This is a genomic window from Synechococcus sp. MIT2312, from assembly GCF_059772315.1.
This window is the reverse complement of record NZ_CM186281.1, coordinates 2,055,191-2,067,949: the sequence shown is the minus strand read 5'-3', so window position 1 is coordinate 2,067,949 and position 12,759 is coordinate 2,055,191. Positions and strand designations below refer to the sequence as shown.

The window sequence follows — 12,759 nt, the reverse complement described above, 5'->3', positions numbered from 1 at the left end:
AGCCCTCTTCAAGACTCATACATTTGAGCAGTAATCCTTCGTCCTGCCGTCAAGATGTCGGCCGCGCCCCACGACAGTTCACCTGCGGTGCACTTCAGCGACCTGCTGGAGGGTGCCATGCGCGTGTGGGATCAGCGCCGGATGGATGACGGAGTTTTGGGCTTGGCGATACCACTGCGGGGCCTGGATCCACTGTTGCAGCTCGCTGATCTCGAGGATGCCGACCCATTCCGTTTTCTCTGGGATGGCGCACCAGGCCTTTGTCTTGCAGCAGCCGGCCGCTGCCATCACCTTGAGCTGTCAGGTCCCCGTCGATTCGAACTGGCTCAGCGTTTCAGTGACATCACGCTCGGCCGCATCCTCGAGGGCACGCCTGAAGCACCGGCGCAGGCCCGCTCCCGCATCCTGCTGGCCTTCTCCTTCTTCGAGCAGAGCGGAGAACTCCAGCCCCAGGGCAGCATGCCCTCGGTTCAGGCCGTTCTGCCTCGCTGGCAACTCAGTCGTCATGGACGGCACGGCTGGCTGCGTCTGCACGGCATCGCGCAACAGGCGAGTGATGTGCGTTCACTCGCGGAGTCGCTCTGGCTGATGGCAGAGAAGCTGCTGTCTTGGAGGAGCTGGCCAGGCCAGCGCTCAGGCAATCTGAGCGGCAGGATCACGCCCGGCGACTGGGAACGGCGCTACACCACGGCGCTTCAGAGAGGCCTGGAACTGGTGAACGGCGGTGAACTGCACAAGCTGGTGCTGGCCGTACGTCACTCGGTGAGCCTGACCTCACCTCTGGACCCCTTGCTGTTGCTGAAACGACTGCGCCACCAACAAGCAGGCAGCTGCCGGTTCCTCTGGCAGCGCAACCAGCAGGACAGCTTCTTCGGCGCTTCACCTGAACGACTGCTGAGCTTGCGCAATGGGCAGCTGCGTTGCGATGCGCTTGCCGGCACTGCCGGACGCAACGACCACGCCACCTCGCTGCTCAACTCCGACAAAGACCGGCGCGAGCATGAGCTGGTGGTGCAGGCCATCACCGAGCATCTCAGCGCCCAGGGACTGCAGCCACGGCGTCCGCGCAGTCCACAACTGGCCAGACATGGCCAACTCATCCATCTGCATACTCCCATCACGACTCCGGCTCCTGGCCAATCGCCTCTCGCGCTGGCTGGCGTGCTCCATCCCACTCCGGCTGTGGCAGGCCTGCCCAGACGCGAGGCCATGAGCTGGTTGCGCAGCCTTGAGCCATTCGATCGCGATGGCTATGCAGCACCGATCGGCTGGATCGACAGCGCTGGGGATGCGGAACTGCGCGTTGCCATCCGCTGCGGCCATGCCCGCGGCACCCAGCTCGACCTCACGGCCGGCGCCGGACTGGTGCGCGGCTCGGTGGCCGAACGTGAACTGCAGGAGGTGGGGCTCAAGCTCACCGTCCTCGCTGATCAGCTGGATCTGGTGTCAGGGGGTCGGTAAGGAGCGCAGTCGCCAATCCATTGACGACTGCTCGAGCACATCACCGAAAGGCTCCACGCGCCCGCCGATGTGGTGATGGAGAAAGTGCTCCTCTAGCGCTGCCCAGGCCAAAGCATTACGGGGATTGGCCCAGCCATGCCCCTCATCAGGAAATACAACAAAATCAATTGGCAGTTCGCGAGCCGTCATTGCAGCGGCGATGGACTCACTCTCCTCCAAGCTGACCCGCGGATCATTGGCTCCGTGACCCAAAAGAAGAGGGCGTTGAATCTGATCCACATGATTGATCGGAGAAATGGCATCGAGGTCCACACTGCCAACACCAATCATGCGTTCAAAATTGATGCGAACGGCTTCCCAATAAGGAGGAATTGATGCCAACAATGTGCGGAGATTGGAGGGTCCGACTTCTGAAACCGCTGCGGCAAATAATGTTGGATCCCTCGTCAATCCCGCCAAAGCGGCATAGCCGCCATAGGACCCACCCTTGATCACCAGCTTGTCGGGATCAGCAATGCCCTGATCCACAGCCCAGCGAACGGCATCAACAAGATCATCCTGCATCCGGCCGTACCACTCACCTTCTCCTGCCAGCAGGTGCGCCTTTCCGAAACCAGTGCTGCCGCGATAGTTCACACTCATCACGTGATAGCCCCGATTGGCAAGCCACTGATGGGTGCGATCTAAACCCCAATAATCTCTGGCCTGAGGCCCACCATGCACGACGAGCACAAGAGGTTGCGGCCCATCACTGGCGAGGGCACTTCGCGTTAGATACGCCGGAAGCCGCCGGCCATCCCTGGCCTTGAGGTCGAGGCTTTCCATCGACGCCAGGGCGTAATCGTCCAGTCTTGGCTGAACTGAAAACAACAATTGATGCTGAAGGCGATCCCGATCCCACAGCCAGATTTGCTCACCCTGACGATCGGAAGCGACCACAACCAGCCAGATCCGATCCTTCCTGTCGCGATCGATCACCGAGAACTCGTTGGAGCCCGCCAAACGTTCCAAGGCGTCGTAATCAGGGCGCAGCGAAGGATCCAAAACGAAACGCTGACTGCGCAGATCCGCTTCGACCAGCACCGAGGGTTCGCCAGTCTCGATCTGACTCAACGCAATGCCTAGCGATCCACTCGATGCACGGTGCACGACTTCAAAACGACAGTCGGTCGTGCAGCGCTCCAGCTCCTGACGACTCCAACGCACAAGGCGAGGTTTGTCTTCTCCCGTGCTCAGTTGCCCATACAGCCACTGACCATCACGGGTGAACCCTGCTGGCCCAGACAAGCGAGCATCTTCAAAATCGAATTTGAGAAAGGGGCGCCACTGCTTCTCACCAGGCAAGCGAAGCTCATAGGCCTGGCCGCCATTGGCCAATGCTTCGGTGCGCAGGTAGGGATGCCACTCACCGTCAAGGCGATCCACTCCGACGGGTCGACCGTCATCAACTTGATAAAGCAGTGTGCGCTCTCCACTTGCAATATCGAGCACATAAAGATCGTGATAGCGAGGATCACGATCATTGAGGCCAACCACCAATTCGCCCGGCACATCGCGGTCTGAGGCAGTGACAATCGCCAAGACACCAGATGGTGGCGTGAGATCAACCGTCTCTCCTGTGCTGGGGTCAATTCGGACCAGCACAGTGTTTTCGTCCCCTTGTGCATCTCTTCCAGAGATCAGAAAGCGCCCATCGGCCGTCCATTCGGCAGCCTGTTGCGGTCGATCAGTCTTGCGAGTCAGCAGACGGGGCTTTTCACGCCCATCCAGATCACGCACCCAGAGGTTGAGGACTCCTCGGTAAGGAGCGAGGTAGGCGATGCGGGTGCCATCAGGGCTGAGTTGAACCCCAGCAATCTCCGGGTTGCCGAACAACACCTCACGCGGAATCAGCGGTGGTATGGAGCTGGCATCCATCGCTTGACCGGAGATGGTCAGGCCTCCCGCCAGACCCACCAACAGAGCTGTTCCCCAACGCAGAGCTCTTTTCAGCAAACCTTTCCTGCTCATCAGACCCAATATTGAACGCTCAAAGCAGGGCGCGCAGACGCGCGATCACCTGATCAGCAAGGGGCTGATTCATCAGTCGTTCCACCTCACGGACACCTGTGGGGCTGGTGACGTTGATCTCGCTCAGCATGCCGCCGATCACATCGATGCCCACAAAAAACAAGCCTTCGGCCCTCAGAGCAGGCGCCAGGGCTGCACAGATCTGGCGTTCCCGCTCACTGAGTTCCGTCGCTTCCGCTTGACCACCAACCGCCAGATTGCTGCGGAATTCTCCAGCGGCTGGCCGCCGATTGATGGCGCCCAGCGGCTCACCATCCACCAACAGGATGCGCTTGTCGCCCTCGCTCACAGAAGGGAGAAAACACTGAGCCATCACGGGAAGACGTTCCTGTTCTGTGACCAGTTCCAGAAGAGCCTTGAGCCCAGGAGCCTGGGACGAGACCCGGATCACTCCCAAACCGGCACGACCTCCCAGGGGTTTGAGCACGATCTCGCTGTGGGCTTGAGCAAACGACTTCAGCTCACTCACCCGGCCGGAGACCAGGGTGGGGGCCATCCAGCGACTGAAACGCAGAGCGCCAAGCTTTTCATTCCAAGTGCGCAGCGAGTCGGGGCGGTTGAGAACACGAACCCCTGCCCGTTCTGCGACATCGAGAAGATGGGTGGCGTAGAGATAGGCCTCATCCACCGGAGGGTCCTTACGCATCCAGATCACCTGGAACGTGGTCAGCGGCAGCCGTTCACGCTCGCCGGCAGTGATCCAGGGCTCGGGCTGAACCGGCATGGCCATCGCCAGAGGTTCATCACCCAGCGCGATCAGGTCAGCCGGTGTGCACGCCCAGACCTCCAGCTCGGATCTGGCGGCAGCCTGCATCAGCGCAGCAGTGGAATCCTTGGCGGGATTAATCCGATCCAGCGGATCGAGCACAAACAGGTGACGCATGAGCAGCGGTCGGGTCAGAGAACTCAGGTGAGCAGCGCGTCAAGTTCACCGGCCCGCTCGAGAGCATGCAGTTCATCACAACCACCGATGTGTTGGTCGTTGATGAAGATCTGAGGAACGCTGCGGCGGCCATCTCCTCGGGCCGCCATGGCATCGCGAGCCGGCTCATCACCATCAACGGAAAATTCGGAGTAAGTGACGCCCTTGCGATCCAACAGCTGCTTGGCTCTGATGCAGAAAGGGCACGTACGCCAGGTGTAAATCTCGACGCTCGGCATGGAGCCCTCATGACGGGACATCGATCTTATGCAGGCGCTCAGCCTGCAAACGGCGGGTGACCTGAGCATCCCGCGCGGGAAGAACCGAGATTCCGCACTGATAAGGTCGCGAAATCCGTTCAACGCACACCGTTGCTCGACCTCACCGACTTCAAGCGCGACCTCTCCGAGCTCACTGATCGCCTGGGCAATGCCCAGGACTGTCTTTGACGTTCCTGCACTGAACGCCAGACAACAAGACCTTGAGCAACTTGCTGCCCAGCCTGACTTCTGGGATGACCAGCAGAACGCTCAGAAGCAAATGCGTCGCCTCGATGAGGTGAAGGCACAGCTGCTGCAGTTAACGACCTGGCAGGGCGCTGTCTCCGATGCCCAGGCCACGCTCGAGCTCTATGACCTGGAGCCCGATGACGACATGCTTGCCGAGGCCCAGGGGGGCCTGGATCAACTGCGCAAGGATCTCGATCGATGGGAACTGGAGCGCCTGCTCAGCGGTGAGTACGACAAAGAAGGAGCCGTGCTCTCGATCAATGCCGGAGCCGGCGGCACGGATGCTCAGGACTGGGCCCAAATGCTGCTGCGCATGTACACCCGCTGGGCTGAAGACCACGACATGAAAGTCACGGTGAATGAGCTGAGCGAGGGCGAGGAAGCAGGCATCAAGAGCGCCACGATCGAAATCGAAGGGCGCTACGCCTATGGGTACCTGCGCAATGAGAAAGGCACCCATCGCCTGGTGCGCATCTCTCCCTTCAACGCCAACGACAAGCGTCAGACCAGTTTCACAGGCATCGAGGTGATGCCGAAGCTCGAGGAGGAAGTCGAGCTCGATATTCCCGAGAAAGACCTGGAGGTCACCACCAGCCGCTCGGGCGGAGCCGGTGGCCAGAACGTCAACAAGGTGGAAACCGCCGTGCGCATCCTGCACGTGCCCACAGGACTGGCTGTGCGCTGCACCCAGGAGCGCTCCCAGCTGCAGAACAAGGAGAAAGCCATGGCCCAGCTCAAGGCCAAGCTGCTGGTGATCGCCCAGGAGCAGAGGGCCGCAGAGATCGCCGACATTCGAGGCGACATCGTGGAGGCCGCCTGGGGCAATCAGATCCGCAACTATGTCTTTCACCCGTATCAGATGGTCAAAGACCTGCGCACCCAGGAGGAAACCAACGATGTGCAGGGCGTGATGAACGGCGACCTCGACCCCTTCATCCAGGCGCTGCTGCGCCAGGGTGTCGACAGCCCCGGACAGGATGAGGACAGCTGACCATGAGCTCAAAGGCCGACGGCATCGAGACTTCGACCGACAGCACCCCGACCACGCCACCGCCCAGCTTCGTGAAGCAGGCCATGCGCAACATGGTGCGCAAGGGCAGCAAGAGCCTGTTTCATCTCGGACTCACGGCCGCAGGGTTCATCGGCTTCATCCTTGTGGTCGCCTGGCTGGGACGTCCAACCCTGCCCCAGTGAGCAGCGCAAGGGCTTTTGCCATCGATCTGGCCTTCACCCCCGCGGAACAGCAGCTGATCCAGGCCGCAGAAGGAACGGAAGCCCATCAGCGTCTCAGCCAGGGAGACACCTGGGCAGCAACCCTGGATCTCTGGCTGCAACACCTGATCAGCGCTGGTGGCGACACCACTCCCAGGCAATTGAGGGACTGCGAGGAAATTTGTCTCGGTCTGCAGTTTGTTGATGATGCTGAGATCGCTGCTTTGAACGGACGCTGGAGAGACAAGCCCAGGGCCACCGATGTGTTGTCCTTCTCAGCCCTGGAAGCGGACATGCCCCCTGACGGCAGTCCCAGCGTTGAGCTGGGAGACATCATCGTGTCGGTCCCAACTGCAGAGCGTCAGGCTCTCGAACAGGAGCACAGTCTGGAGCGTGAGCTCTGCTGGCTGGTGAGCCACGGGCTGCTGCATCTGCTGGGATGGGATCATCCCGATGATTCGCAGCTGGAAGCGATGCTGCAATGCCAGGAGCAACTGGTTGCCATGGCCGGTATCGTTCAATCCCACGGTGAGATCAACTGTGAATCAGCAGATGAAATCACTCCGGACCCCTGACGATGGAGCTCCGTTGAGCGAGGAGATCAGCCAGCGCAGTACCCGACGTGCCCACCACGCTGCCCACAGAGGAGCCTGGAAAATTGCTGGCGACCTGCCGTCCAGCTTCCGCTACGCGGCTCAGGGACTGGGTTACGGCTTCATCAGCCAACGCAACTTCCGCATCCACCTGGGGATCGGCAGCGTCGTGTTCTCTCTGGGCCTGTGGCTGGGGCTGCCGCCGATCCAGCTGGCCGTGCTGGTGCTGACCGTTGCGGCCGTGCTGGTGCTGGAGCTGCTCAATACCGCCATCGAATCTGTGGTGGATCTGGCCATCGGGCGACGCTTCCACCCTCTGGCCAAAGTCGCCAAGGACTGCGCAGCGGCAGCGGTTCTGGTGGCAGCCCTCAGTTCTCTGGTGATTGCTCTGCTGCTGGTGCTTCCGCCACTGATCCTTCGCCTCGGGCTCTAAGCGATGCTGCTTGTCATCGACAACTACGACAGCTTCACCTTCAACCTGGTGCAGTATTTCGGGGAGTTAGCAGCTCAGCACCCTCTAGCCGAGGATCTGCGCGTGGAGCGCAATGATGCGCTCAGCGTTGCCCAGATCCGCGACCTCAGTCCCGATGCCATCCTGTTGTCGCCTGGACCCGGAGATCCTGATCAAGCGGGGGTCTGTCTGGATGTGCTGAAGGAGTTATCACCCAAGATCCCCACCCTGGGTGTCTGCCTGGGCCATCAGGCTCTGGCTCAGGCCTACGGAGGCAAGGTCGTGCGGGCCACACAACTGATGCATGGCAAAACCTCCCCGGTGCTGCATCGCGGTGACGGCGTCTTCTCGGGACTGCCCCAGCCCCTCACCGCCACCCGCTATCACAGCTTGATCGCTGATCGCAGCAGTCTTCCAGACTGCCTTGAAGTCACTGCATGGCTGGAGGACGACACCGTGATGGGGCTGCGTCATCGAGAGCATCACCATCTCCAGGGAGTGCAGTTCCATCCAGAAAGCGTGCTGACGGAGGCAGGTCACAAGCTGCTGGCCAACTTCCTACGCGTGGCTGAAGGACGCATTCAGCACTGCTAGCTTCCTGTGCCAGCAGGCATTCCCCCATGACCATTTTCCTGAAAAGCCAGGGTCCTGGGCGGGCCATCGCTTTCCTGACCGCATCCGCCATCCTGAGCGGAATCAGCGGCAGCGCCGTGCAGGCGGCAGGTGTCTCAATCACCAGTTATGGGCACAGTGCTCTGCTGATTCGTGGCGGCGGCCAGTCGGTGCTGGTCAACCCCTTCCGGGCCGTGGGCTGCGCCGCGGGACTCGCCGAACCGCGCGTCAGCGCCAACGTGACCCTCGCCAGCTCCGAACTCCCGGATGAAGGTGCACGGATCGGTGGTGGAACCTACCTCTCCAAACCGGGTTCCTATCGCGTTGGCGGCATGGACCTGGAGGGATTTTCCGCTCCGCATGACCGCATGGGAGGACGTCGTTTCGGCAACGCCACGATCTGGCGCTGGCAGCAGGGAGGCTTGAACTTTGCCCATCTGGGAGGAACAGCCGCCCCGCTCAGCGGCGAGGACAGGGTGCTGCTGGGTCGCCCTGATGTGCTGATCATCGGCGTTGGCGGTGGAGGAAAGGTGTACGACGGCGATGAAGCGGCCGAACTGGTGAGGCAACTGAATCCACGCCGGGTCATCCCAGTGCAATACGTGAATGGAGAGGCTCCGAGCGGCTGCGACCAGGGTGGGGTCCAACCCTTTCTGGATGCGATGAGCGGAACACAGGTACGCCAGACAGGACCCAGCCTCTCGCTGCCTGGCAACCTGAACGACAGCACAGTGATCGAGGTGATGCGCTGAGTGTCCGCTCAGTGCTCAAGCGTTCGGTAACACTCCCAGAACCTCTGCATCTGCGCCTGGGTGCCGATGCTCACGCGCAGAGATCCGTCGATCTGTGGCTTGCCGGCCATGGAGCGCACCAGGATCCCGGCATCCCTCAATTGCTGCTCCACCTGCTGAGCGGGGGAACGAGGCCAGACCAGGAGATAGTTCCCTCCGTCGCAATGGAAATTGACACCAGAACGTGTCATTTCAGTGACTAAATAGTTACGCGCGCGTAACACCTCAGCCACATAGCGGTCGGTGTAATCCTGATCGCCCAGAGCCGCGAACGCCGCTGTCACCGCGAAGCTGTTCACGTCGTAAGGACCGGTCACCCGGCAGACCCGATCGACTACATCGGCATGCCCGAACGCAAAACCGATGCGCAACCCCGCCAGTCCGGACGTCTTGGCGAGGGAACGCAGCACCAACAGATTGGAATGCAGCCCGAAATCGACCGTCGGCAACACGCTGTCCCCCGTGAAAGCCTCATAGAGCTCATCCACCACCACGAGCGTGTCGGGGGCGGAAGCCGCCAACTGCAGCACATGCTCCACCGGCAAGCGCGTACCGGTGGGATTGTTGGGATTGCAGAGCATCAGAATCTGTGGTCGGCGCTCGAGGGCGTCGCGGATCTGCTGCAACGGAAAGCGAAAACCTGGCAGCACATGGGGCACTGCTTCGACAACCATCCCCTGCATCCCGGCGCAAGGGGCGTAGTAACCAAAAGTGGGACTGGTGGTGAGCAGGGTGTCGCCCGCTGCTCCATAAGCGTGAATCACCGCATGAATCGCAGCATCCACCCCGTTGAACAGCCCCACCTGCTGCGGCAACAGTTCATGCGCCAAGCCAGCGGGTGAAGCCTGCAGATTGCGGATTACCGCCTCCCGCAGTCCGTCGTACTCGGGATAGACCGCAATCTGATCAGCCGGAAAAGCCCGCAGCGCCTCAGCAACAGCAGGGCTGGGGCCAATCGTGTTCTCGTTGAAGTCCAACCGCAGCAGGCCCCGGCGACCCTCCAGAGGCGCGCTGTAACCCTTGAGGCGCTCCACGTCAGGGCGGGCTGATGGCGAGGGAGTGGGTGCGGTCATGGCCATCAAGCTATCGACATCCATCTCATCCCAACAGTCGTGGCAATCGTGCCGATGATGGGAACACTGAAGTCACCGGCCTGATGCCAGCCAGCTCGAGCGCATCCTCCTCAACCGACACCTTCACCACGTTCGCGGAACACGTCGATTACTCCTTGCTGAGCCAACTCACACCCGATCCCGAAGCCACAGCCAATGGACACGATCACCAGGTGCGTCAGGTGCGATCTGGGCACTACGTGCCGGTGACACCAACACCTCTGCCGGCACCGCAGTACGTGGCACACAGCAACGAGCTGTTCAAAGAGCTGGGACTCAGTGATCAGTTGGCAGAGGATGACGGCTTCCGGCGATTGTTCTCCGGCGACATCAGCGTGAGTCGCGAGCCGATGCGACCGTATGGCTGGGCCACTGGCTATGCCCTGTCGATCTACGGCACCGAATACGATCAGCAATGTCCCTTCGGCAATGGCAACGGCTACGGCGACGGTCGGGCCATTTCCGTGTTCGAAGGTCTCTTCCAAGGACGTCGCTGGGAGATGCAGCTGAAGGGCGGTGGACCGACGCCCTATTGCCGAGGTGCCGATGGACGGGCCGTGCTGCGCTCCAGCGTGCGCGAATTTCTGGCCCAGGAGTTCATGCATGCCCTGGGGGTTCCTACGTCTCGCTCCCTGACGCTCTACGTCTCCCACGACGAGAATGTGCGTCGACCCTGGTACTCGGGCAACTCACCGTCGATGGACCCCGACATCCTGATCGACAATCCAGCCGCGATCACCACGCGCGTGGCTCCATCCTTTCTTCGGGTGGGTCAGCTGGAGCTGTTCGCACGACGCGCCCGTCGCGAAGCTCACCCTAAAGCCCATCGGGAGCTGCAGATGATCGTGCAGCATCTGATCGAGCGGAACTACCGCGAGGAGATTGATCACTCCCTGCCGTTCCCAGCGCAGGTGGTGCAGCTGGCGCGGCTGTTCCGGGAGCGCTTAATCAACCTGGTGTGCCACTGGATGCGCGTGGGCTACTGCCAGGGCAACTTCAACAGCGACAACTGCGCCGCCGGCGGCTACACCCTCGACTACGGACCCTTCGGCTTCTGCGAACTGTTCGACCCGCGCTTTCAACCCTGGACCGGCGGCGGGATTCATTTTTCCTTTTTCAATCAACCCAAAGCTGCTGAAACCAACTACCGGATGTTCTGGTCAGCGCTCAAAACGCTGCTGAAGGATCACCCAGCCGAAACGGCCGAACTCGACGCGCTGCATGAGTCGTTCAGCGGTGCCATGCAGGCCGAACTGGAGGCCATGTGGGCTCGCAAGCTCGGCCTGGTCAGCGTTGCTGCGAAGCTGATCGGCGATCTACTGCAGCTGATGGTGGCGTCGAAGGCGGATTACACGCTTGTTTTCCGTGAACTGGCATCACTGCCGAGGGAGATCACACCGCTGAAGCGGAGTTTCTACGTGCCCGGCGATGCACAGCTCGAGGAGCAATGGAACGCCTGGCTGACGCGTTGGCACCAACAGCTCAGCGGCAGCGGAGAGCCCGAACAGATCGCCGCTTCCATGCAACGCACCAATCCCGCCATCACCTGGCGCGAATGGCTGATTGCACCGGCCTATGAGCAGGCGGCTCGCGGTGACTACAGCCTGGTGCACGAACTTCAGACAGTGTTCCGCAACCCCTACGAACCGCTCTCACCCGAACTCGCCGCTCGCTACGACCAACTGAAACCACGGGAGTTCTTCGGCGCCGGAGGCATCTCCCACTACAGCTGCTCGTCTTAAGCCAGAACGATGAAGATAGTCATCAGAAGCTGAACAGCAGCAAAGCCGAAACTGCCTACTACAGCTCGCATCAGCAGTCAAAGCAGGGCAATGTGCCGAACAATTAGGCGTTGAGCTCAATGCAGAATTCCCTGCACTTTTCGCTATCGCTGAGCGGTGTTGCCGCACTGGCACTCTCCAATGGTGTTTTGCTGCCGGCTGTTGCTCAAGAAGCAGGCAGCGCAGAAGATCTCGGGGTGATGGAGATCAACCTCAAGGATGCAGTCAAGTTCAACTGGGGTTTTCAAGGCGCACTCCAGGGCGCAGGCACACCGAACCAAGTAGGCCTTGGTGGGTTCCTGCCTCTGTCGGTTGGCGAGAACAGCGTCTTCTTTGCTGATGTGCTGCTCAACGCCAACTTTGCTGATTACGGCGGGAACAGCAGCATCGTCAATACAGAGGTTGCTGGCACAACGATCAGCACCTCATCAAGGCTTGGTTATCGCTGGCTGAATAACGACCGCAGCTGGATGTACGGGGTGAATGCTGGTTACGACAGCAGGCCGATGAATACAGGCAATGTTGATTCAGGCATCACGATCTATAACGAGGAAAGTGCCTTCTTTCAGCAGGTCGCAGCAGGTTTAGAAGCCGTATCCGATACCTGGCACTTCAATGCCTATGCCTTAATTCCTGTTGGTGATACAGAGCAACGCCTTAACAGGCTTTATCTCGGCGGGGCACTTGATACCTATGGCCTGGATGTTGGTTATTTCATTACCCCTGCACTCAATGCCTCTGTAGGTTACTACTACCAAAGTGGTGATCTAGGCATAGGAGATGGTTCTGGTGCACAGGTCGCGCTGGATTATCAGATCGCTGATGGTTTAACCGCTGGCATCAATGTTTCCTATGACGAAGCGTTTGAAACCAGAGTTTCAGGCAACATTGAATATCGCTTTGGTAGCAATAGTTCAGCTGCAGAAACCAAGAAAAAAGCATGGCAAAAGCCAACCATTCAGGCTTTATCCGAAAGCATCAAACACAGGAATATCCGCGTTCATGATGCAGCAGCTAGATACTGCTTCACACCAACGGATCGGAGATATAAAAGAGCTAATCCGATTGCAGTGAGTGTTGATAAAATTGCAGGCTCGAGTTACGGGCCGATATATGTTCATTGCAATGGATACTATGACGCACCCGCCTTGGGACCACATTTGTCTGACTGGATAGGTTGGGACTACATCCCAAGGCCGTGAACAAGTAGAAAGAAATATTAAAACACCCCCATAAGTTCAACTT

Annotated in this window: 13 protein-coding genes; 9 read left to right on the top strand and 4 right to left on the bottom strand. The window is 59.9% G+C overall.

The genetic code is table 11. The annotated features are described in order from the left end of the window. The first annotated feature begins 54 nt into the window (after nucleotides 1–54). The gene (locus tag AC6EI9_RS11370; RefSeq protein ID WP_498467862.1) at nucleotides 55–1,461 is read left to right on the top strand and encodes an isochorismate synthase; all 1,407 of its coding nucleotides are present in this window, start codon (nucleotides 55–57) and stop codon (nucleotides 1,459–1,461) included. Here AC6EI9_RS11370 and AC6EI9_RS11365 read toward each other — a convergent pair. Genes AC6EI9_RS11365 through grxC form a run of 3 tightly spaced genes read right to left on the bottom strand, consistent with a single transcriptional unit; the run spans nucleotide 1,447 to nucleotide 4,692 of the window. Next, nucleotides 1,447–3,471 carry a S9 family peptidase gene (locus AC6EI9_RS11365; RefSeq protein ID WP_498467861.1) on the bottom strand — a complete coding sequence of 675 codons (2,025 nt, stop codon included), beginning with the start codon at nucleotides 3,469–3,471 and terminating at the stop codon, nucleotides 1,447–1,449. The two genes, AC6EI9_RS11370 and AC6EI9_RS11365, sit on opposite strands and share 15 nt — an antisense overlap. A 19-nt stretch (nucleotides 3,472–3,490) precedes the next feature. Further along, on the bottom strand, nucleotides 3,491–4,414 hold the full coding sequence (gene gshB / locus AC6EI9_RS11360; protein WP_498467860.1) for a glutathione synthase: 924 nt from the start codon (nucleotides 4,412–4,414) through the stop codon (nucleotides 3,491–3,493). 23 nt (nucleotides 4,415–4,437) lie between these two features. Continuing rightward, nucleotides 4,438–4,692, bottom strand: a complete 255-nt coding sequence (gene grxC, locus AC6EI9_RS11355; RefSeq protein WP_498470043.1) for a glutaredoxin 3 — start codon at nucleotides 4,690–4,692, stop codon at nucleotides 4,438–4,440. A gap of 132 nt (nucleotides 4,693–4,824) precedes the next feature. On the opposite strand from grxC, the gene prfB reads away from it, so the two are divergent. The 6 genes from prfB to AC6EI9_RS11325 all read left to right on the top strand — a co-directional run bounded on the left by prfB (nucleotide 4,825) and on the right by AC6EI9_RS11325 (nucleotide 8,582). Continuing rightward, nucleotides 4,825–5,953, top strand: a protein-coding gene (prfB, locus tag AC6EI9_RS11350; protein ID WP_186989575.1) for a peptide chain release factor 2 whose coding sequence is annotated in 2 segments (ribosomal slippage) — nucleotides 4,825–4,899 and nucleotides 4,901–5,953 — 1,128 coding nt in all. Because the reading frame shifts where the segments join, the coding sequence is not laid out codon by codon here. Between the two features lie 2 nt (nucleotides 5,954–5,955). Beyond that, on the top strand, nucleotides 5,956–6,156 hold the full coding sequence (locus tag AC6EI9_RS11345; RefSeq protein ID WP_067096167.1) for a DUF3285 domain-containing protein: 201 nt from the start codon (nucleotides 5,956–5,958) through the stop codon (nucleotides 6,154–6,156). Then, nucleotides 6,153–6,749: an rRNA maturation RNase YbeY gene (gene ybeY, locus AC6EI9_RS11340; protein ID WP_498467859.1), complete on the top strand. Its 597-nt coding sequence runs from the start codon at nucleotides 6,153–6,155 to the stop codon at nucleotides 6,747–6,749. Before AC6EI9_RS11345 ends, ybeY begins: the two co-directional genes overlap by 4 nt. Then, nucleotides 6,727–7,200 (top strand): diacylglycerol kinase family protein, encoded by a 474-nt coding sequence (locus tag AC6EI9_RS11335; RefSeq protein ID WP_498467858.1) that lies wholly within the window; start codon nucleotides 6,727–6,729, stop codon nucleotides 7,198–7,200. The genes ybeY and AC6EI9_RS11335 overlap by 23 nt, the downstream gene beginning before the upstream one ends. 3 nt (nucleotides 7,201–7,203) lie before the next feature. Continuing rightward, complete coding sequence (locus tag AC6EI9_RS11330; RefSeq protein WP_498467857.1) at nucleotides 7,204–7,812, top strand: anthranilate synthase component II; 609 nt, start codon at nucleotides 7,204–7,206, stop codon at nucleotides 7,810–7,812. A gap of 26 nt (nucleotides 7,813–7,838) precedes the next feature. Beyond that, entirely contained in the window at nucleotides 7,839–8,582 is a 744-nt protein-coding gene (locus tag AC6EI9_RS11325; protein WP_498467856.1) for an MBL fold metallo-hydrolase, read from the top strand. Nucleotides 8,583–8,590: 8 nt separating this feature from the next. Here AC6EI9_RS11325 and AC6EI9_RS11320 read toward each other — a convergent pair whose 3' ends face one another. Then, a complete protein-coding gene (locus AC6EI9_RS11320; RefSeq protein ID WP_498467855.1) occupies nucleotides 8,591–9,718 on the bottom strand; it encodes a pyridoxal phosphate-dependent aminotransferase in 1,128 nt (375 codons plus the stop codon). A gap of 59 nt (nucleotides 9,719–9,777) precedes the next feature. Between AC6EI9_RS11320 and AC6EI9_RS11315 the strand changes: the two genes are divergently transcribed. Both AC6EI9_RS11315 and AC6EI9_RS11310 read left to right on the top strand, forming a co-directional pair. Continuing rightward, nucleotides 9,778–11,475 carry a protein adenylyltransferase SelO gene (locus AC6EI9_RS11315; RefSeq protein WP_498467854.1) on the top strand — a complete coding sequence of 566 codons (1,698 nt, stop codon included), beginning with the start codon at nucleotides 9,778–9,780 and terminating at the stop codon, nucleotides 11,473–11,475. 119 nt (nucleotides 11,476–11,594) lie between these two features. Then, nucleotides 11,595–12,716, top strand: a complete 1,122-nt coding sequence (locus AC6EI9_RS11310; protein ID WP_498467853.1) for a carbamoyl-phosphate synthase — start codon at nucleotides 11,595–11,597, stop codon at nucleotides 12,714–12,716. Nucleotides 12,717–12,759: the final 43 nt, after the last annotated feature.